This is a genomic window from Actinoplanes sp. NPDC023714 (assembly GCF_040639855.1).
Lineage (GTDB): Bacteria > Actinomycetota > Actinomycetes > Mycobacteriales > Micromonosporaceae > Actinoplanes.
Genome location: NZ_JBFAAR010000006.1, coordinates 324,420 through 344,112 on the forward strand (window position 1 = coordinate 324,420; position 19,693 = coordinate 344,112).

Consider the following 19,693-nt stretch of genomic DNA (forward strand, 5'->3'; position numbering starts at 1 on the left):
ATCGCGGGGGAGGAGGGGGCGGGTCAGGCGGGGGCGGGCTCCTTGGCGCCGGGCTCGGTGGCGGGCTTCGGGGTGTGGTCCTCGTCGACCATCGTGGACTCGTCGAACGGGTCACCGCCGCCGAGGACCAGCCGCGCCCGCTCCCGGTCGAACTCGCGGGTCCAGACGCCCACCAGCACGGTCGCGACCGCGTTGCCGGCGAAGTTGGTGAGGGCCCGCGCCTCCGACATGAACCGGTCGATGCCGACGATCAGCCCGACCCCGTCGACCAGGTCGGGGCGGTGGCTCTGCAGGCCGCCGGCGAGGGTGGCCAGCCCGGCGCCGGTCACGCCGGCCGCGCCCTTCGAGGCGATGATCATGAAGAGGAGCAGCGAGATCTGCTCGGCGACGGAGAGCGGGTCGCCCATGGCCTGGGCCACGAAGAGCGACGCCATCGTCAGGTAGATGGCCGTCCCGTCGAGGTTGAACGAGTACCCGGTCGGGACCGTGATGCCGACGACCGGCCGGGAGACGCCGACGTGCTCCATCTTGGCGATCAGGCGGGGCAGCGCCGACTCCGACGACGAGGTCGAGACGATCAGCAGGAACTCGCGGCCCAGGTACTTGAAGAACGAGAAGATGTTGATCCGGGCGACCAGCCAGAGGATCGCGCCGAGCAGGCCGAACACGAAGATCACGCAGGTGGCGTAGAAGCCGAGCATGATCTGGGCGAGGCTCACCAGGGCGTCCGTTCCGGTCGCGCCGACCACGGCGGCCATCGCGCCGAACGCGCCGATCGGGGCGAGCCACATCAGCATGGCGAGGACCCGGAACACCAGCTTCTGGAAGACGCGGATGGTGCGCAGCACCGGCTCGGCCGTCGAGCCCATGCCCTGCAGGGCGAAGCCGACCAGCAGCGCGGCGAGCAGGGTCTGCAGTACGTTCCCCTCGGTGAGCGGGGACAGCAGCGTCGTGGGGATGATGCCGAGCAGGAAGTCGGCGGTGCTCTCCGACGCGGTGTCGCCGACCGCCTTCTGGCCGGCCGCGGCGACCGACTCGTTCAGGTCCATGCCGGAACCCGGGTGGATCAGGTTGCCGACCACGAGGCCGATGGCGAGCGCCACCGTGGACATCGTGAGGAAGTAGCCGAGGGCGAGGCCGCCGACCTTGCCGACCTTGGCGGCCTGCCGTACCGAGCCGACGCCGAGGACGATGGTGCAGAAGATGACCGGCGCGATCATCATCTTGATCAGATCGACGAAGCCGGTGCCGATCGGGCGCAGTTCGACGGCGAAGTCCGGGGCGAGGAGTCCGACGCCGATGCCGAGGAGGACGGCCACGACGACCGCCGGGTAGAGGTAGCGGGTGCGGTCTTTCTTGACCTTCGGGGCGGGTGCGGTTTCCATGTCGTGAATGTGTCCTGGGTCTCACCCCGGATCACGATTGCGTTCATTCTGTTCACCCGGAAGAAGACCGGAAGAAGAAATGGGACACGTGAGCATCGCCCGACAGCTCTTCCTCCTCCAGGTGCTGGTCGTGACGCTCCTCGTCGCCGTCGGCACCACGGGCGCGGTGCTGCTCGCCCGCCGGGACGCCCGGAACGCCGCGATCGAGGAGGTCACCGCGGTCGCCGAGACCATCGCGCTCTCGCCGGCCGTCGTGGACGGCTTGCGCAGCGACGACCCGAGCGCGGCGCTCCAGCCGTGGGCGGAGGCGACCCGCAGGGCCACCGGCACCGACTTCATCGTGGTGATGGCGCCGGACCGGACCCGGTACACGCACCCCACCAGGGACCTGATCGGCCTGCCGTTCGCCGGGAGCGTCGACGAGGCGTTGCACGGGGGAGTCGTGGTCGAGGAGTATCGCGGCAGCCTCGGCGACTCCGTTCGTACCGTCGTGGGGGTTGTCGAACCGGGAACCAGGACCGTGATCGGCATGGTGTCGGTGGGCATCACGACCGCCGCGATCAACCGGACCCTTCTCGCGCAGCTTCCGGCCGTCTCCGCCGCGACCGGCATCGCGCTGCTGCTCGCCGCCGGAGGATCGTGGCTGCTCAGCCGCCGTCTCCGCCGGCAGACGCACGGTCTCGGGCCGGCCGAGATGACCCGGATGTACGAGTACTACGACGCGGTCCTGCACTCGGTCCGCGAGGGTCTCGTCGTGGTGGACAGGAACGGTCACGTGGAGCTGATCAACGACGAGGCGCGGCGGCTGCTGTCCTTCGACGGAGACCTTCCCGACGAGATCGGAGCGGTGACCACCGAGGACGAGCCGGTCCTCGTCGACGACCGGGTGCTCGTCGTGAGCCGCCGCCCGACCCGCTACGACGGCAGCGTGCTGACCCTGCGCGACCACACCGAGCTGCGCGCGCTCACCGGCGAGCTGGACTCGGTGCGCGGGCTCACCGAGGCGCTGCGGGCGCAGGCGCACGAGGCCGCGAACCGGCTGCACACCGTGCTCACCATGGTCGAACTCGGTCGCGCCGACGAGGCGATCGAGCTGGCGACGGCCGAGCTGGCGCTCGCCCAGCAGCTCACCGACCAGGTGGTCGGCGCGGTCGGCGAGCCCGCGCTGGCGGCGCTGCTGCTCGGCAAGAGCGCGCAGGCCGGCGAGCGGGGCGTGGAGCTGACGGTGGATCCGGCGTCGTCGCTGGCCGGAGCGCCCGTCGCGGCCCGGGACCTGCTGACCGTCGTGGGGAATCTCGTCGACAACGCGCTGGAGGCGGTGGCCGCCCGCGACCTGCCGCGCAGGGTGCGTGTCCTGATCAGGCACGCCGAGGGGGAGGTCCGGGTCGAGGTGCGCGACAACGGGCCGGGCCTGAGCCCCGACCAGGCCGCCGCCGCCTTCCGGCGCGGCTGGTCGACGAAGCCGGGTGAGGGGAGAGGCGTCGGCCTGTCGCTGGTCCGGCAGGTGGCCGAGAGGTACGGCGGAAGCTACGCGATCACGTCGCCACCCGAGGGCGGAGCGGTGCTGACGGTCCGCCTGCCGGTGCCCCCGTGATCCGGGTACTGGTCGTCGACGACGAGCCGCTGATCGCCGAGGCGCACCGCGCGTACACCGAGAGGGTGGACGGCTTCACCGTCGTGGCGGTCGCGCACACCGCCCGGGACGCGATGACCCGGCTCCGGGCCGAGCCGATCGACCTGGTCCTGCTCGATCTCAACCTGCCGGACAAGCACGGCCTCGAGATCGCCCGCGCGCTGCGGGCGGCCGGGAGCGGCACCGACGTCCTCGCCGTCACGTCCAACCGGGACATCGGCATGGTCCGGCAGGCCGTCGCCCTCGGCGTCACGCACTATCTGCTGAAACCGTTCACGTTCGCGGCGTTCCGCGACAAGCTCGACGGCTACGCCCGCTACCGCCGGCAGTTGCTCGTGGCCGGCGAGGTGGCGGCCCAGCACGAGGTCGACCGGGTCTTCGCGACCCTGCGCGGCAGCTCGCCGGACACCCTGCCGAAGGGCCTCGACCAGCGCACCTTCGACCTGATCCTGGCGGCGCTGCGGGCGGCCGCGCCGGACGGCCTGTCGGCGGCCGAGGTGGCGGTCCGGACCGGCACCTCCCGGGTGACCGCGCGCCGATACCTGGAACACCTGGCCGGCACGGCCCGGGTCACCCGCAGCCCGCGGTACGGCGGACCCGGCCGGCCCGAGGTCGAGTACCGGCCCGGCCCGGCGGGTATCGGGAGTCCATGACGGACCAGACGCTGATCATTCTCGGCGCGAGCGGTGATCTGACCGCGCGACTGCTGCTGCCCGGCCTCGGCGCCCTGCTGAAGACGGGCCAGGTGCCCGGGCTGTCGCTGATCGGCGCGGCCGTGGACGACGGCTGGGACGACGCGCGCTGGCGGCAGCGGGTGGCCGACTCCGCGGGCGTCGATCTGGAGACCCGCTGGATCCGGGCCGACGTGACGCGTGCCGACGACCTTCGTACCCTCGTCGCAGCCGCCGCCGGACCGCCCGCCGTCTTCTTCGCGCTGCCGCCCGCGGTGACCGCGCGTGCCTGCGAGGCGCTCCTCGACGTCGATCTCCCGGAGGGGACGCGGCTCGTGCTGGAGAAGCCGTTCGGGAGCTCCCGGGAGAGCGCGGCCGACCTCAACCGGCTGCTGACCCGGCTCGTCCCGGAGGAGCGCATCCACCGGGTCGACCACTTCCTCGGCAAGTCGACGGTGCTGAACATCCTCGGTCTGCGCTTCGCCAACCGGATCTTCGAGCCGCTGCTGAACAACACCCACGTCGCGTCCGTGGAGATCGTCTTCGACGAGTCCCTCGCGCTGGAGAACCGGGCCGGCTACTACGACCACGCGGGCGCCCTGGCCGACATGATCCAGAGCCACCTGCTGCAGATCCTCGGGGTGCTCGCCATGGAGGCGCCGATCAGCCTCGACGCCGGCGAGTTCCGCGACCGCAAGGCCGACGTGCTGCGCGCCACGCGCCTCTGGACCACCGATCCGGCGACCTCCAGCCTCCGAGCGCGATACACCGCCGGGTCCATTTCCGGGAAGACCCTTCTTTCGTACGCCGAGGAGCCCGGCGTCGATCCGGCCCGCCGGACCGAGACCCTCGCCGAGCTCGTCCTCGCGGTGGACACCTGGCGGTGGTCGGGGGTGCCCTTCCGGCTGCGTTCGGGCAAGGCGATCGGGAGCAGCCGCAAGGAAGCCGTGATCACCTTCAAGAAGCCGCCCCGCGTCCCGGACGGCCTGACCGGCTGCGACCAGCCCGACCGTCTCCGGATCGGATTCGGCCCGGACGCGCTCGCCCTCGACTTCAACATCAACGGGCCGGGCGACCCGTTCGAGCTCGACCCGGTGTCGCTGGAGGCCTCGTTCGGGGCGGGCGAGCTGCCGCCCTACGGCGAGGTGCTGCGCGGCGTCTTCGAGGACGACCCGACGCTCTCCATCCGCGCCGACGTGGCCGAGCAGTGCTGGCGCATCGTGGAGCCGGTGACCTCGGCCTGGCGGGCCGGCGAGGTGCCGCTGCTGGAGTACCCGGCCGGCAGCTCAGGCCCGTCGGATTCGCTGCTGGGGGATTAGCGTCGCGGTCGTCACCATGGTCCGGTAGCCGATCGTGACGGTGTCGTCGAGGACCGCGGCCAGGTGGGTGAGCAGCGCCTCGAGCTCCTCGGGCGGCAGCAGATTGTGGCCGCCCGAGGTGGGGACGAGGTCGAGCCACTCCGCGCGGGTGTAGGTGTGCTCCCACGCGAACGTCCACAACTCGGGCTCCTCGAACCGCCCACTGCGCCGGATGCCGTCGGCGGCCCGCCCGTGGAACGGGTCGGCGGCGCTCGTCTCCGGCTTTCCCCACATGGTGAAGGGCAGGTCCGGCGCGGCCGCGCGGTAGGCCTCCGCGAATCTCGCGACCACCTCCGGGCTCGGGTCGAAGGCGTTCCAGAACAGCGCGATCCGCCCGCCCCCGGTGAGGACCCGCGCGGCCTGCCCGGCGCCGGCGACGGGGTCGACCCAGTGCCACGTCTGGCCGGCGATCACCCCGTCGAACGTCCGGCCCTCCGGCGCCCACTCCTCGAACGTCGCGATCTCCACCTCGACGCCGTGCCGCCGGGCGACGGCCGCCATCCGCTCGTCGGGTTCCACGCCCAGAACCCGGCAGCCGGCCGCGCGGAACTGGCGGGCCGCGATGCCGGTCCCGGTCCCCACGTCGAGGACGACGCGTCCGGGCAGGGCCGCGGTGATCCGTTCGACCATGGCCGCGGGATAGCGTGGCCTGGTCCGGTCGTAGCGCTCGGCGTCGAGGCCGAAGGACCGTGCGATCTCGGCAGGAGTGGGCATGTGCCCACTATAGGTCTGGAGTGGGCACTTGCCCACTCCGCGAGGGAAGGGGTTTCCGATGCCGACCGGCGTGGCCCTCCGCGACGTGCGGGAACAGCTCTTCGACGCGGCCGACCGCATCCTGCTCTCGGCCGGCCCGCACGCGCTGACCAGCCGCGCCGTCACGACCGAGGCCGGCTGCGCGAAGGGCGTGCTGCACCGGCACTTCGCCGACTTCGACGCGTTCCTCGCCGGCTACGTGCTCGACCGGGTGCATCGGATGGACGCCCAGGCGGCCCGCCTGACCGAGGCGGCCGGCACCGGAACCGTCGCCGGGAACGTGGCCGGCGCCCTGACCGCGCTCTTCGGGTCGGTGGCCGTCGCGATCGTGGCGCTCGTGACGTTCCGGGACGAGCTGCGCGCCCGGCTCCGGGAGGACTGGCCGGCCGGTGTCCCGGTGCTGACCGAGGGCGCCCGGATGATCGCGAGCTACCTCGAGGACGAGCGTTCCCGGGGCCGGATCGCGCGCGACGCCGACCCGGACACGCTCGGGGCCATGCTGATCGGAACCGGGCACCTGCTCTTCGCCGACCGCACCGGGCCGCCGCCCACGCCGGAGGCCGTCCTCGCCATGGTCACCAAGATCGTGCCCGCTGTCTGACCCTCGCCGCGGTCACGAAGATCGTGCCCGCTGTCTGACGACGACCCCGGCCCACGAGACCGCGACGGCCACGGCGGCGAGCACCTGGACCTGCACGAGATAGCGCTCCGGATAGATCACGCCGGTCAGGTACGTGTCGATGAAGCCGCCGTCCAGGCTCGCCCGGCCGGCCCGCTCCCGGGCCCGGTCCTCCACCCAGGTGAGCGGGCAGTGGAACCGGAACAGCGCGATCGCCAGCCCCCACCCCGCGGCGGCGAGGTGCGGGATGATCGCCTTCGGCCACCGCCAGGCGAGGAAGCCGCCGGCCACCACGAACGCGACGAAGGCGAAGTGCAGCACCATCGTCGCGTCGGCAAGGATGCGCCATCCCATACGGCCAGTCTCCGCCCCGGGCAGAATCCTCGCTATGGGCGGTCGATGCGCGGACAAGATCGTGGTGGTGACCGGGGCGGCGCGGGGTCAGGGCGCGGCCTTCGCCTCGGCGCTGCGCGCCGAGGGTGCGGTGGTCGTCGCCACCGACATCCTTCCGGCCGAGGGGGTACGTCATCTCGACGTGTCCCGCCTCGACCAGTGGGAGTCGCTCGCCGCCTCGCTGGGCCGGGTCGACGCGGTCGTCAACAACGCCGGCGTGACCGGTCGTGATCGGCTCCCGGACGTCGACCCGGAGGCCTGGGAACGCGTCATGGCGATCAACGTGACCGGCCCGATGTACAGCATGCGCACCCTGGTGCCGCTGATGCCCGCCGGTTCGTCCATCGTCAACATCTGCTCGGTGGCCGCGGTGTCCGGGCACGCGGCCGCCCCGTACACGGCAAGTAAATGGGCCCTGCGCGGGCTCACCCGCAGTGCGTCGCTGGAGCTCGGCATCCGCGGCATCCGGGTGAACGCCGTGATGCCCGGGCTGATCGACACCCCGCTCATGGACAGCGCGCCGCAGGAGTTCTTCGACGCGGCGCTCCCGGAGATCCCGCTGGGCCGGGTCGGCGTGCCGGCCGACGTGGCGCCCCTCGTCGTCTACCTGGTGTCGGACGAGTCGTCCTACGTCAACGGCGCCGAGATCGTGGTCGACGGGGGCCTCACCGCGCACGTCTCGCACAAGGCCATCGCGGACGCCACGAGACCGCCGTTTAATTAGTTTGCCGGTGTCCGCGGGGGCGCTTATCGTGGATTCAGATCAGGGCGGCATTACTCTTCTTCTTGACAATCCCATAAACCTTGGCCGGTGCCTTTTCCCAGCGCCGGCAACCCAGGCGCCGCGCGTTTTTCTCTCCGCGCCGCGCCGGCCCACCCGGTCCTCTCTTCCCGGGTGGGCCCACGTCTCCGTAGCTCAGCGGACAGAGCACCGGTCTACGAATCCGGCGGTCGGGAGTTCAAATCTCTCCGGGGACACGCGTCATTTCACAGCCCGCATTTGGTCAAGAACCGAAACAGATGTGGATCGAAGCGCCCGGGATCGGCTTCGCGCAATTCGCTGGGGGACCACCAGCGCACCGCGCGGAACTCACCCCGGTCGGGGGTCAGGCTCTGATCAGAGCCGAGCGGGAGTACGAACCACAGGCTCACATCCGTGTGACCGGCGTCGATGCCCACCGTCCGGGTGACGGTCAGGAACCGGGGCTTGTCCTCGGGAGTGGCGGTCAGGCCCAGCTCCTCGTGCACCTCGCGGGCGGCCGTGTCGCGCGGATCCTCGTCCACCTCGACGTGACCGCCGGGTGGCAGCCACAGGCCGGCGTTCACGTGGTCGACCAGGAGCAGGCTGCCGGTGGCGGGGTCGATCGGGACGACGTACGAGACCAGGTGCTGCGGCGGCTCGGCCGGCTTCACGCGGCGGAACACGTCGTCGGTGCGGCGCAGCCAGCCCAGGGTGTGTGCCCGGTGCTCGGCCTCCAGGTTGTCGCCGGGATCGAGGGTCGTCACCAGGTCATGCACGATCATCACTGACTGCCGCATCCGGGCATCCTGCCACGGGACGGTCCCGGTTGGCGGCACTGACGCGGACTGTGCGCTGTGGACGTACAAATGACGCTCTTGAATGATCCGGCAGCCGGGGCGGAAACCCTTTGACGGCCGGGTGACCATGGCTGGGTGCGCGCGTTCCAGGAGTTGATCGACGAGGCCGTCGCGGCCGATGTGACCGGGTGGGATTTCGGCTGGCTGGACGGGCGGGCCACCGAGGAGCGGCCGCCGTGGGGTTATGCCCGCCTGCTCGCGGAACGGCTGCCCGCCGCCGGATCGGCTCTCGATCTCGACACCGGTGGTGGGGAGGTGCTGGCCGGGATCCCGCGTCTCGCGAGCCGGATGGTGGTGACCGAGGGCTGGCCGCCGAACGCCCGCCGCGCCCGGGAGCTGCTGTGCCCGCGCGGCGTCGAGGTGGTCGAGGTGCCGCAGGGATCGCCGCTGCCCTTCGCCGACGCCGCGTTCGACCTGGTCACGAGCCGTCATCCGGTCGATCCGGCGTGGGACGAGATCGCACGCGTGCTGCGGCCGGGTGGCACCTATCTGGCGCAGCACATCGGCCCCGCCTCGGCCTTCGAGCTGATCGAGCTCTTCACCGGCCCGCTCCCGCGGCATCGCCTCGCGCGAGATCCGTCGCGCGAGGCCTCCGCGGCGCGAGCGGCGGGTTTGGAGATCGTTCAATGGCCCAGCGTACGGTTGAGAATGACGTTCTCGGACATCGGCGCCGTGGTGTGGCTGCTCCGCCGGTGCGTCTGGTGGGTGCCCGATTTCGACGTCGACCGTCATCGCCCGCAGCTGCTCGCGCTGGACGCCCACATCAGGGAGCACGGCTCGTTCGTCGCGTACTCGTCCCGCACCCTGGTCGAGGCCCGCCGATGACCCTCACCATCACGGTGCCGGCCGGCCAGGCCGAGGCACTGGCGGCGTTCGCGGCCGGCAACGGCGCGGGATTCGCGCACCTCGAGCTCGACCGGGGCGAGCGGCGTTTGTAGCCGATGCTGGTCCTTACGGATGCCGGCACGCTCGACGAGGCCGCGCGGGTGGGCGAGTCCTGACCTGGTCGGACGTCGACTGGCGCAACTTCACCGACGAATACCCGGGCGTCGAGGGCACCGCCGACCAGTGGTTGCGCCGGCTGGCGGTGGCCCTCGACCGATAGAGCCGGCCGGGTTGCCGGCTCACCCTCCGGGCCGGCCTTGCCGGCCTTGCCGGCCTTGCCGGCCTTGCCGGCCTTTGCCGGCCTTTTCATGCCGCCGGGCCGGCCCTGCTCATGCCGCCGGTCGGTAGCCCGCCGGGCGGCTCGTGAACGTTCCCCGGCCGTGGGTGCGGCTGCGCAACCTGCTCGCGTAGCCGAACAACTCGGCGAGCGGCACGATCGCCGTCACCGTCCGGTCGCCCGAGTCGGTCACCTGACCGCGGCGGGCGGCCAGGTCGCCGAGCACCACGCCGAGAGCGTCGGACGGGGCGCTCACCGTCACCTCGGCGACCGGTTCGAGGATCTCCAGGGTGGCGGCCCGCAACGCCTGGCGCAGGCCGAACCGGCCCGCCGCCCGGAACGCCATCTCCGAGGAGTCCTTCGGGTGGGTCTGGCCGTCGGTCAGCGTGACCGCGAGGCCGACCACCGGGTGACCGCCGAGCGGTCCGCCGGCGAGCGCCTCCCGGCAGCCCGCCTCGACGGCCCGGATGTACTCGGCCGGCACCCGCCCACCGGTCACCGCCGAGGCGAACGCGAAGCCGTCCCCCTCCATCGGGGCGACGTCGAGCACCACCACGGCGAACTGGCCGGCGCCGCCGTCCTGCTTGACGTGCCGGTACGTCACCCCGCTCACGCCGGCGGCCACCCGTTCCCGGAAGGTCACCTGCGGCCGGCCCGTCGTCACCTCGAGGCCCGTCGTCCGGCGCAGCTTCTCCACGGCGACCTCGAGATGAAGCTCGCCGAGCCCGGAGAGGAGGACCTGCCCGGTCTCCGCATCCGTTCGTACGCTCAAGGAAGGATCCTCCTCGGTCAACAGGGCCAAGGCGTGCGGCAGCCGTTGCGCGCCTTGCCGGGTGCGCGCCTCCACCGCGACCGAGATCAGCGGCTCCGCCACCTGTGGCGCCTCCAGCAGCACCGGACGAGCACGCGTGCTCAGCGTGGCGCCGGCCTTCACCGCCTTCAGCCCGGCGACCGCGACGATGTCACCGGCCACCGCGCGATCCACGTCGGTGTGCGCGTCCGCCTGAACGCGCAGGATGCGGGCGATCCGCTCGCTACGCCCGGCGCCGGCATCCCACACCACATCCCCTTTCGTCATCGTGCCGTCGTAGACCCGCAGGTAGGCCATCCGCCCCGCCCGCTTGAAGACGAGCGCGGCCAGATCACCGGAGGGATCCCCGGCCGGCGCCGGAAGGTAGTCGACGACGGCGTCGAGCAGCGCTTCCACGCCGATGTTCCGATAGGCCGAGCCACACAGGACCGGCACCGCCTGACCGCTGAGGGTGAGGTCGCGAACGGCCGAACGCAGCGTCGCGTCCGACATGTCGCCGATCTCCGCCAGAGCACCCTCGTGCAGTTCGGCGACCGCTTCCTCAAGTCGACGCCGGCCTTCGACGACCGCCTCGTCGAGCCGACGCCGCCCCTCGGCGGCCGCTCCTTCGAGCCGACGCCGGCCTTCAGCCACGGCCTGCCGATCAGGATCGGTCTCCGGCGTGCGGTTGACCAGGTCGATGACGCCCGTGAAACCGCCCTCCGCGCCGACCGGCACCTGCACGACGAGCGGTACCACGCCGAGCCGCTCCCGTAAGGACTCCACGGCCGTCGCGAGGTCCGCCCCGGGACGGTCGAGTTTGTTCACGAAGGCGATCCGCGGAACCCCGTACCGATCGGCCTTCCGCCAGACGGCCTCGCTCTGCGGTTCCACGCCCGCGACGCCGTCGAAGACCGCCACCGCGCCGTCGAGCACCCGCAACGACCGCTCGACCTCGTCGGAGAAGTCGACGTGGCCGGGCGTGTCGATCAGGTTGAGCCGGTGGTCGTTCCAGTCGCAGCTGACGGCCGCCGCGAAAATCGTGATGCCACGATCGCGCTCCTGAGGATCGAAGTCGGTCACCGTAGTGCCGTGGTGTACCTCGCCGGTCTTGTGCACGGCGCCGGTGGCGAACAGGATTCGTTCGGTGAGGGTGGTCTTGCCGGCGTCGACGTGGGCGAGAATGCCGAGATTGCGAACACGCATTGTCGTAGGTCTTTCCATGCTGATCCGAGAAGAGGACAGCGCCGGGCCGACCGCGACTATCGGCGGTCAGGCACGTCCGGCTCCGGTGGCGCAGCCGAAGCCGGGCACACCAGACACGAGGATCAGCTCGAAGAGCGACGCGGGGATCACGACGGCGGTGCGGTAACGCACGGCGGTCTCCTCCCGGGTCGCAATGATGCGGTCGCAACAACGAGGCCGCGACGGTCAGGTCACGGCGACGAGGCCGCGACTGTCAGGTCACGGCGATGAGGCCGCGACTGTCAGGTCACGGCGACGGAGTCGCGACGCTGGGATCGCGGCGATCTGGCCGCGACGATGGAGAAGAGGCTACGAGGCCGTGGCGGCGGTGTCGATCGCTTTATCGCTCATGGTGGCGGTCCGCGTCTGGACGTGGATCGGTCCGTCATGGGCACATCCCTTCACGGGGCCGCTCGCCGCGGCCCTGCTGGTCCTTCTGGCGGGTTCGCCGCCGGCTTCGATCGGCGATCTCCGGTACGCCCTGGCCGGCGTGCTGATCATCGCAACGGCGTTCGGCCTCGCCCTCCTGATTCCCCGTGCCCGGCGTGCGCTCGCCGAGCCGTACTTCCCGACGCCGTGGCGCACCGCCCTCCTGGAGATCCCGCTCGCCACGGTGATCTTCGAGGAGGTCGCGTTCCGCGGGGTGCTGTGGACCCTGATCGAGCAGGCGCACGGGCACGTCTGGGCCACGCTCATCACCGCGCTGCTTTTCGGGCTCTGGCACATATCACCCGATCCGGATGGGCGGCCTCAACTGCTGATAGTGGCGTTCACCACCATGGCCGGCCTCGTCCTCGGCCTGCTCAGGGATCTGTCCGGTGGGCTCCTCGCACCGATAGCCGTGCATTGGGCAGCCAATGGCCTGGGGGTTCTCACATCGATGGCGGCGCGCCGGCGTACCCGGAAAGGCTCTTGATCTTGAGGGGCCGGGCGTTCTTCTGACAGATAAAAGGTGAGGTGGAGCTGGATTTCCGTGGCTAGGCTGCGGGGCGGACGATCCCGGGTGCGCGCTGGGCCCGCATCGCATGCCGCAGATTCCGGTTCCCAGGAGATTTCGTGAGTAGTCAACCCGTGCCGGCGCCGGCCAAGCTCGACGGCGCCGTTCTGAAGATCGCCGGGGTCGTGGTCCTCGGCGCGATCATGTCGATCCTCGACGTGACGGTCGTGAGCGTCGCCCTCCCGACCTTCCAGACCGAGTTCGGCGCGTCCTACGCCGAGGTCGCCTGGACCATGACGGCGTACACCCTGGCCCTCGCCACGGTGATCCCGCTGACCGGCTGGGCCGCCGACCGTTTCGGCACCAAGCGGCTTTACATGACCGCGCTGGTGCTCTTCACCATCGGCTCCGGCCTCTGCGCCACGGCCGACAGCATCGGCCAGCTCATCGGCTATCGCGTGCTCCAGGGCCTCGGCGGCGGCATGCTCATGCCGCTCGGTATGACGATCATGACCCGCGCGGCCGGCCCGGAGCGGATCGGCCGGCTCATGGCCGTGCTCGGCGTGCCGATGCTGCTCGGCCCGATCGGCGGCCCGATCCTCGGCGGCTGGCTCATCGACGTGGCGAGCTGGCACTGGATCTTCCTGATCAACCTGCCGATCGGCCTCGTCGCCCTGATCTACGCGCAGGTCGTGCTGCCGAAGGACAACCCGGAGCCGTCCGAGTCCTTCGACTTCATCGGCATGCTGATGCTCTCGCCGGGTCTCGCCCTCTTCCTTTACGGCGTCTCGTCGCTGCCCGAGGAGGGCACCATGAGCGCCACGAAGGTGTGGCTGCCCATGCTGGTCGGCGGCCTGCTGGTGATCGGTTTCGTGCTCTACTCGTTCAAGCCGAGGCACCCGCTGCTCGACCTGCGCCTGCTGCGCAACCGCAACCTGACGGTCGCCTCGATCACCCTGGCCGTCTTCACCGTCGCCTTCATGGGCGCCGGCCTGCTCTTCCCGAGCTATTTCCTGCAGATCCGCGGCGAGTCGACGCTCGACGCCGGCCTGCTGATGGCGCCGCAGGGCATCGGCGCCATGGTCACCATGCCGATCGCCGGCATGCTCGCCGACAAGGTGCCGGTCGGCCGCACCGTGCCGTTCGCCCTGCTGCTGATCGCAGCCGGGTTCTTCACCTTCACCCAGGTCGGCACGGACACGTCTTACCTGCTTCTCTGCGGCTCGCTCTTCGTGATGGGCCTCGGCATGGGCGGCACCATGATGCCGATCATGACCTCGGCGCTGCGCACGCTGACGAACCACGAGGTCGCCCGCGGCTCCACCCTGCTGAACATCCTCCAGCAGATCGCCGGCTCGATCGGCTCCGCGGTCATGTCGGTGATCCTGACCAAGCAGCTCAACCAGTCGCCGATCATCCCCGGCGTGACCAACCCGGTGAGCGGCGAGCCGGTGAGCGAGGCCGGCCTGGCGATCGCCGCCCAGCAGGACCCGGCGGTGGCCCAGCAGCTCCCCGACCCGTCGCTGCTCGAGCGCGGCCTGCAGTTCGCCGCCGACTCGTTCGCGACGACCTTCATGGTCGGTTTCGTGCTGACGCTGCTCACGCTGATCCCGGCTTTCTTCCTGCCGCGGAAGAAGGAGGAGTCGCACCTGCTCGACCCGGAGAAGGGCGCGACGCCCGTCGTCATGCACTGATCCTGTTCTTCCCGGGGCCGGCCTCTGCGGGGGCCGGCCCTTTCGCATGCTCATCGGTCAGGCCGCTCTCGGACCGGCGGCGCTCAACGGCGGCGCCGCGACGGCGCCCGGTCTCTCGCGCAGCGCCCACCGCCGGGCCAGGTAGGTCGCCCCGGTCAGCGCCGCCATCACCATCGCCACCTCGAACGCGACCACGATCGGATCGGTGCTGTAGCCCGTCGCCCACGCGAACCCCATCACCACCGGCGTGACCAGCAGCCCGGCGATCGGCAGCAGCAGGGCCATCGCCCGGCAGGTCTCCCGCACCCGATGGAGATCGCGCAGCCGCCACCGCACCGCCAGCACCGCGCTCGCGACCACGATGGCCGCCGGGATGCCGTAGTAGACGGCGAGCGCGAGCGACAGCGGCACCCTCGTCTCATCCGGGAAGTCCACGAACCGCATCACCAGCGGAAAGAAGGCGCCGAGCAACTCGTAGCCGAGGACGGCGCCCACCGCCGCGCCGATCAGCGTCGTGCTGAACAGCCTCGCGTGGTCCGGATGGTGACGTCGCACGCCGGCCTCGTCGGCGAGCCTTCGCGCGAACCCCGCCACATCCGGGCCGATCAGCTCCTGCGGTCTGGCGCCGTCGGCGACCGCCGCCTCCAGATCGCCGCGCAGGTCGGCGGCGAGCACCGCGCGGTCGGCGGGACGCACACCATGGGCCCGCCACGCCTGATCGGCGGCGCTCAGCACGCTGTCGATGGTGTCCACAGTCAGCTCCTCGGGGAGGTGTCGGATGTCGCGAGGACGGCGGCGACGGTGTCGGCGAACCTGTTCCACTGTCGCTGCCAGGCGTCGAGGCGCGCACGCCCCGGCGCCGTCAGCGCATAGACCTTCCGAGGCGGGCCGGAGGGGCTCGCCTGCTGCTCGTCGGTGACCAGGCCGAGACGGCGCATGCGGGTCAGCAGCGGATAGATCGTGCCGTAGCTGACCGCGCCGAAACCCGCGGCTTCGACCCGTCGCACCAGCTCATAGCCGTGCGAGGGCTCGGCCGCCAGCAGCGCGAGCAGGCACATGTCGAGCGCCCCGCGCAGCAGCTGGGTGTGCCGCTCGGCGTCCTCGGACGGCACGTTCTCGGCGACTATCATGCGAGGCATAATAGCGCGGTATGAGGCGTCGCGATATACCGGTCGCCGGCCGATCTCACTACGGTCGGGTTCGTGACGCCAGGGGAACTGATCGGAACCGGACGGCAAGCCGACGTCTATGCCCTCGACGCCCACCGCGTCCTGCGTCGCTATCGCGACGGCACGGACACGAGCCGGGAAGCGGAGATCATGGAGCATCTCTCGCGCTTCGGTTTTCCGACACCCCATGTGTACGAGGGAACGGGCCCCGATCTCGTGATGGAGCGTCTGGACGGCTCCACGATGACCGCGGCCTTCACCGAGGGTCGCCTCGGCGTCGAGGAGGGCGCGGCCTGCCTCGCCGGCCTGCACCGCAGGTTGCACGCGCTGCCGCCGCCCGCCGGAACCCTTCCCGGCCATCGGCTCCTGCATCGTGACCTGCACCCCGAGAACGTCATGCTCACCTACCGCGGCCCGGTCGTCATCGACTGGAACAACGCGGCGACCGGCCCGCCCGCGGTCGACGTGGCGCTCACCGCGGTGATCCTCGGGCAGGCCGGGCTCGACCCCGCGCACCCGATGGCGGCGCCGGCCCGGTCGTTCCTCGCCGCGTTCGCCCGGGTCGCGGGCGGCGAGGTGCGCGCCGGACTGGACGAGGCCGTGACGATCCGCGCCGCCGATCCGGCGCTGGGCCCGGACGACGTCGCCCGGCTGCCCGCGGTCGCGGCGCTCGTCCTCTCCCTGTCGTAGGCCGGACTCCTCCCGCCGGCGCGGCCGCATTTCGTCGCAGGCCGGACTCCTCCCGCCGGCGCGGCCGCATTTTTGTCATAGGCCGGTGGCAGCATGCCGGGCATGAATTTCATCGAAGTGGGCGCCGGCATCCCGGTCCTCGCACTGCACGGCTGGACGCCCGACCACCGCCTGATGCTCGGCTGTCTCGAGCCCGTGTTCGCGGCCCGCCCGGGCTACCGCCGCCTCTACCCCGATCTCCCCGGCATGGGCCGGTCGACCGCACCGCCCGGCATCGACAGCACCGACGACGTGCTCGCCGAGGTCCACCGCTTCATCGACGCCGAGATCGGCGGGGAGCCGTTCCTGCTGCTCGGCGAGTCGTACGGTGGCTATCTAGCCCGCGCCGTGACCCGCGACCGTCCCGATCAGATCCTCGGGGTCGGGCTGATCTGCCCGACCGTGGTGCTCCCGCGTGCCCGGCGCACCACGCCGCCTCATCAGGTGCTGCGCAGCGAACCGGGGTTCGGCGACGGCGCCGGTGACCGGCTTCTCGCCGAGTTCGAGGAGATGGCGGTGGTGCGGACGGCGCCGGTGCTGCGCCGCTTCGCCGACGAGATCTGGTCCGGGCTCGAGCTGGCCGACGCGAGCGCGATGTCCCGGATCGCCGAGCGGTGGGAGCTGAGCGTCGATCCGGACAAGGGGCCGCCGTTCACCCGCCCGTCGCTGATCCTGGCCGGCCTCCAGGACGCGACGGTCGGGTTCGCCGACCAGTTCGGGCTGCTGCCGCACTATCCGCGCGCGACGTTCGCGGTGCTCGACGTGGCCGGCCACAACCTGCAGATCGAGCAGCCGGCGCTCTTCGAGGCCCTGATCGACGAATGGCTCGACCGTGTCGCCGCCGGGTGAGAGCCGGGCCGGGCCCCCTTCGTCCTGCCGAGGGCTCCGTCCTGCTCGGTCAGCCGATGCGGACCACCCGGGCCCACTTCGGAGGGTGATCGGGGACGTAATCGACGGACTCGTCGTACTCGATAGGGCGGGGGAAGAGGCCCACCACCGTCCGGCAGGGTGGCTGTGCCTCGGGCCAGGGGGTCTGGCCGTCGGTCAGGGCGACGACGACGTCCGGTCGCGGGCGGGTGCGCAGCGCCTGCCGGAAACCCGCTCGCAGGTCGGTGCCGCCTCCGCCGACGAGCGGGATCCACTCGCCCCGGCAGAGCGGGACGGCCACGCCCGCCGCCGCGTCGCAGGAGATGACCGAGACGGCGTCGCGGCGGCCGCCGAGGGCGCGCCCGATCGCGGCCACCTCGAGGAGGGCGCTGCCCAGTTCGGCGTCGCTGACCGAGCCCGACGTGTCGATCACCACGGCGACCGTGGGCGGGCGGCGCAACAGGCTGGGCAGGATCACGCCGGGCAGGCTGGCCGAGCGGCGGGCGGGCCTGGCGTACGCGTAATCGTCCCCCGCGCCCGACCCGGAGACGGCCGACCGCACCGCCGCGCCGAGCAGCCGGCGCCACGGCTGCGGCGGGTGGAACACCTCGTCGGCCCAGCGCTTCCAGCCGTCCGGTGCGCTGCCGGGCCGCCCCCTGATCCCCTCGGCGACGCGGAACCGCACCCGATCCCGCTCCTCGCCGGTGAGGCCGTGGGCGCCGCCCGGTCCGAGGTCCCACGGGCGGGGGCTGCCGTCGGCGCCGCTGCCGCAGTCCAGCCACGCCAGCTCGGGGGTGAGGGCGCCGAACGAGAACCGCCGGGCGTAATCCTCCATCAGCAGACCGCTCTCCATCCCGAGCCGGTCCGGCATCACGGCGCCGGCCGGGTGGGGCAGCCCCTCGCCGTACGCATCGTCGTTGATCTCGCAATCACCCGCGATGTTCATGCGGAGCCGCGCGCCGGGCCCTTGGAGATCGTGCTCGGTGACATGGCGGTCGCCGCGGCCGTGGTGGTCACGCAGCAGGTGGGAGACCTCGTGCACCCAGATCGAGGCGAGTTCGGCGAGCGGGGTCCGGTCCACGAAGGCCGGCGAGATGTAACACCGCCAGTGCCGGTCGACGGCCATGGTCGGCACGTCCCGCGACGCGACCGGGTGCAGCGCGAACAGGGCGGTGGCGAGATAGGGCCGGGCCCGGGTGGCATAGAGGCGGGCGGCGAAGAGCTTCTCCCAGTCCAGGTCGCCGGCGGCCGGCGTGGGGCGGGGCTGTTCGTGGGTGACGGTCATCGGGCGGCCCCGGCCCGGCGCGACGGCGGGGTGGCGGCGGTGGCGCGGTTCGAGAGGGTCACGGCGGTGGAGAGGCGGTCGATCGCCGCCGGCACCGGCCAGTCGTCGCGGCGCAGTGCGGCGAGCGTCGTCGCCGGCACCACCACGAGGTCGGGGGCTCCGGTGTCCAGGGCCCTGACCAGCACCTGCCAGGCGGCGTCCCAGCGGGCGCGGTCCGGGCGGTTCCGGATGGCCTCGACCACCCCGTCGAGCACCACCTGGCGCAGATCGCCGCGGTGGGGGAGCACGGCGTTCGCCGGGTCGGCCAGCAGGTCCTCGGGGTCGGGAAGATCCAGCCGGTCCAGCGCGGCCAGCAATTCCAGGCCGGGACCGTCGCCGACGGCGCCGCGCACCAGCATGGACAGCGCCTCGCGGGAAGCGCCCGCGGCCGTGGCGAACGCCAGCAGCCGCAGCGCCATCTCCCAGCTGCGCGGCGACGGCCACGCGCCACCGCGGCGGGTCTCGCTGTTCGGCAGCTGGTGCACCAGCTTGGGCCGGGCGCCGAGCAGGCCGCAGACCGCGCGCCTGGCCAACGCCACCGCCTCGGGCAGCCGGTCGGCGTCGAGGCTCGGCAGGCTCGCCCGCGGCCACGTGCCGCCGAGGCCGCGAACCACGACGTCGTGGTCATACGCCCACTGCAGATGCACGAACCGGTTCGCCAGCGGCGCGCTCAGCTCCCAGCCGTCGGCGGCCGACGCCCGCGGGTTCGCGGCCGCGACGATCCGGATCCCCGGTGGCAGCCGCAGCGCCCCGACCTGCCGTTCCAGAACCACCCGCAGCAGCGCGGCCTGCACGGCCGGGGGAGCGGTCGAGAGCTCATCGAGAAAGAGAAGACCCTTTCCCGTACGCGCGAGCCGCACCGCCCAGTCCGGCGGGGCCATCGGCACGCCCTGCACCGCGGGATCGTCGCCGACGACCGGCAGCCCGGCGAAGTCGGACGGTTCGTGCACGCTCGCGATCACCGTCGTCAGAGGCAGCCCGAGCGACGCGGCGAGGTGGTTCAGCGCCGAGGTCTTGCCGATGCCGGGTTCGCCCCAGAGGAGTACGGGCAGGTCGGCGCTCACGGCGAGGGTGAGAGCTTCGAGCTGGGTGTCGGGGCGGGGTTCGGAGGCGGTGTCGCCGAGCAGGGTGAGCAGGTCGGCGGCGATGTCGAGGGTGCGGAGGGAGGAAGTCATGTGAGGTCACCTTGAGGTCGAGGGAGGCGGCACGGAGCCGCTTCGGTGAGCGGTCGTTGCCGTGGGCTGCGGGCGTGCGTGCGGGCTCGGGACGGTCAGCGAGCGGGCGTGCGGCGCTGCGGGCGTGCGTGCGGCGCTGCGGGCGTGCGGCGCTGCGGGCGTGCGTGCGGCGCTGTGGGCGTGCGTGCGG

Annotated in this window: 19 protein-coding genes and 1 tRNA gene; 11 read left to right on the forward strand and 9 right to left on the reverse strand. The window is 71.9% G+C overall.

Translation table 11 applies throughout. From position 1 onward, the window contains the following. Nucleotides 1-23 precede the first annotated feature (23 nt). Complete coding sequence (locus tag AB0G10_RS27115) at nucleotides 24-1,385, reverse strand: cation:dicarboxylase symporter family transporter (RefSeq protein WP_360927354.1); 1,362 nt, start codon at nucleotides 1,383-1,385, stop codon at nucleotides 24-26. 88 nt (nucleotides 1,386-1,473) lie between these two features. On the opposite strand from AB0G10_RS27115, the gene AB0G10_RS27120 reads away from it, so the two are divergent. From AB0G10_RS27120 to AB0G10_RS27130, 3 genes are read left to right on the forward strand one after another with little or no spacing between them, the layout of a single operon-like run. Further along, complete coding sequence (locus AB0G10_RS27120; RefSeq protein ID WP_360927356.1) at nucleotides 1,474-2,979, forward strand: sensor histidine kinase; 1,506 nt, start codon at nucleotides 1,474-1,476, stop codon at nucleotides 2,977-2,979. Then, nucleotides 2,976-3,671, forward strand: a complete 696-nt coding sequence (locus AB0G10_RS27125) for a response regulator (RefSeq protein ID WP_360927359.1) — start codon at nucleotides 2,976-2,978, stop codon at nucleotides 3,669-3,671. Before AB0G10_RS27120 ends, AB0G10_RS27125 begins: the two co-directional genes overlap by 4 nt. Then, nucleotides 3,668-5,008 carry a glucose-6-phosphate dehydrogenase gene (locus tag AB0G10_RS27130; protein WP_360927362.1) on the forward strand — a complete coding sequence of 447 codons (1,341 nt, stop codon included), beginning with the start codon at nucleotides 3,668-3,670 and terminating at the stop codon, nucleotides 5,006-5,008. Before AB0G10_RS27125 ends, AB0G10_RS27130 begins: the two co-directional genes overlap by 4 nt. Here AB0G10_RS27130 and AB0G10_RS27135 read toward each other — a convergent pair. Further along, entirely contained in the window at nucleotides 4,976-5,761 is a 786-nt protein-coding gene (locus AB0G10_RS27135; protein ID WP_360927365.1) for a class I SAM-dependent methyltransferase, read from the reverse strand. The genes AB0G10_RS27130 and AB0G10_RS27135 overlap by 33 nt on opposite strands. A 58-nt stretch (nucleotides 5,762-5,819) precedes the next feature. On the opposite strand from AB0G10_RS27135, the gene AB0G10_RS27140 reads away from it, so the two are divergent. After that, on the forward strand, nucleotides 5,820-6,401 hold the full coding sequence (locus tag AB0G10_RS27140) for a TetR/AcrR family transcriptional regulator (RefSeq protein ID WP_360927368.1): 582 nt from the start codon (nucleotides 5,820-5,822) through the stop codon (nucleotides 6,399-6,401). Between the two features lie 12 nt (nucleotides 6,402-6,413). On the opposite strand, the gene AB0G10_RS27145 is transcribed toward AB0G10_RS27140, so the two are convergent. Further along, nucleotides 6,414-6,773, reverse strand: coding sequence for a DUF2784 domain-containing protein (locus tag AB0G10_RS27145; RefSeq protein ID WP_360927371.1), 360 nt, complete (start codon nucleotides 6,771-6,773; stop codon nucleotides 6,414-6,416). Nucleotides 6,774-6,807: 34 nt separating this feature from the next. Here AB0G10_RS27145 and AB0G10_RS27150 point away from each other — a divergent pair, with 34 nt between their 5' ends. Then, a complete protein-coding gene (locus AB0G10_RS27150; RefSeq protein WP_360927374.1) occupies nucleotides 6,808-7,536 on the forward strand; it encodes an SDR family oxidoreductase in 729 nt (242 codons plus the stop codon). Between the two features lie 181 nt (nucleotides 7,537-7,717). Next, nucleotides 7,718-7,790 (forward strand) — tRNA-Arg (locus AB0G10_RS27155). A 9-nt stretch (nucleotides 7,791-7,799) separates the two neighbouring features. Here the strand turns inward: AB0G10_RS27155 and AB0G10_RS27160 are convergent. Continuing rightward, nucleotides 7,800-8,351 carry an NUDIX hydrolase gene (locus AB0G10_RS27160; RefSeq protein WP_360927377.1) on the reverse strand — a complete coding sequence of 184 codons (552 nt, stop codon included), beginning with the start codon at nucleotides 8,349-8,351 and terminating at the stop codon, nucleotides 7,800-7,802. A gap of 135 nt (nucleotides 8,352-8,486) precedes the next feature. On the opposite strand from AB0G10_RS27160, the gene AB0G10_RS27165 reads away from it, so the two are divergent. Next, nucleotides 8,487-9,236, forward strand: a complete 750-nt coding sequence (locus AB0G10_RS27165; RefSeq protein WP_360927380.1) for a class I SAM-dependent methyltransferase — start codon at nucleotides 8,487-8,489, stop codon at nucleotides 9,234-9,236. 389 nt (nucleotides 9,237-9,625) lie between these two features. On the opposite strand, the gene AB0G10_RS27170 is transcribed toward AB0G10_RS27165, so the two are convergent. After that, nucleotides 9,626-11,587, reverse strand: coding sequence for an elongation factor G (locus AB0G10_RS27170; protein WP_360927383.1), 1,962 nt, complete (start codon nucleotides 11,585-11,587; stop codon nucleotides 9,626-9,628). Nucleotides 11,588-11,936: 349 nt separating this feature from the next. Here AB0G10_RS27170 and AB0G10_RS27175 point away from each other — a divergent pair, with 349 nt between their 5' ends. Next, the gene (locus tag AB0G10_RS27175; protein ID WP_360927386.1) at nucleotides 11,937-12,524 is read left to right on the forward strand and encodes a CPBP family intramembrane glutamic endopeptidase; all 588 of its coding nucleotides are present in this window, start codon (nucleotides 11,937-11,939) and stop codon (nucleotides 12,522-12,524) included. A gap of 140 nt (nucleotides 12,525-12,664) precedes the next feature. After that, the gene (locus AB0G10_RS27180) at nucleotides 12,665-14,239 is read left to right on the forward strand and encodes a DHA2 family efflux MFS transporter permease subunit (protein WP_360927389.1); all 1,575 of its coding nucleotides are present in this window, start codon (nucleotides 12,665-12,667) and stop codon (nucleotides 14,237-14,239) included. 57 nt (nucleotides 14,240-14,296) lie between these two features. Here AB0G10_RS27180 and AB0G10_RS27185 read toward each other — a convergent pair whose 3' ends face one another. Together AB0G10_RS27185 and AB0G10_RS27190 are read right to left on the reverse strand one after the other, a co-directional pair. Beyond that, entirely contained in the window at nucleotides 14,297-14,992 is a 696-nt protein-coding gene (locus tag AB0G10_RS27185) for a hypothetical protein (protein ID WP_360927392.1), read from the reverse strand. Between the two features lie 2 nt (nucleotides 14,993-14,994). Then, complete coding sequence (locus AB0G10_RS27190; RefSeq protein ID WP_360927395.1) at nucleotides 14,995-15,369, reverse strand: PadR family transcriptional regulator; 375 nt, start codon at nucleotides 15,367-15,369, stop codon at nucleotides 14,995-14,997. Between the two features lie 72 nt (nucleotides 15,370-15,441). Here AB0G10_RS27190 and AB0G10_RS27195 point away from each other — a divergent pair, with 72 nt between their 5' ends. After that, nucleotides 15,442-16,098 (forward strand): phosphotransferase, encoded by a 657-nt coding sequence (locus AB0G10_RS27195; protein WP_360927398.1) that lies wholly within the window; start codon nucleotides 15,442-15,444, stop codon nucleotides 16,096-16,098. 102 nt (nucleotides 16,099-16,200) lie between these two features. Further along, nucleotides 16,201-16,986: an alpha/beta hydrolase gene (locus AB0G10_RS27200; RefSeq protein WP_360927401.1), complete on the forward strand. Its 786-nt coding sequence runs from the start codon at nucleotides 16,201-16,203 to the stop codon at nucleotides 16,984-16,986. A 49-nt stretch (nucleotides 16,987-17,035) separates the two neighbouring features. Here AB0G10_RS27200 and AB0G10_RS27205 read toward each other — a convergent pair whose 3' ends face one another. Both AB0G10_RS27205 and AB0G10_RS27210 read right to left on the reverse strand, forming a co-directional pair. Next, the gene (locus AB0G10_RS27205) at nucleotides 17,036-18,289 is read right to left on the reverse strand and encodes a VWA-like domain-containing protein (protein ID WP_360927404.1); all 1,254 of its coding nucleotides are present in this window, start codon (nucleotides 18,287-18,289) and stop codon (nucleotides 17,036-17,038) included. Then, nucleotides 18,286-19,503: an AAA family ATPase gene (locus tag AB0G10_RS27210; RefSeq protein ID WP_360927407.1), complete on the reverse strand. Its 1,218-nt coding sequence runs from the start codon at nucleotides 19,501-19,503 to the stop codon at nucleotides 18,286-18,288. The genes AB0G10_RS27205 and AB0G10_RS27210 overlap by 4 nt, the downstream gene beginning before the upstream one ends. Nucleotides 19,504-19,693: the final 190 nt, after the last annotated feature.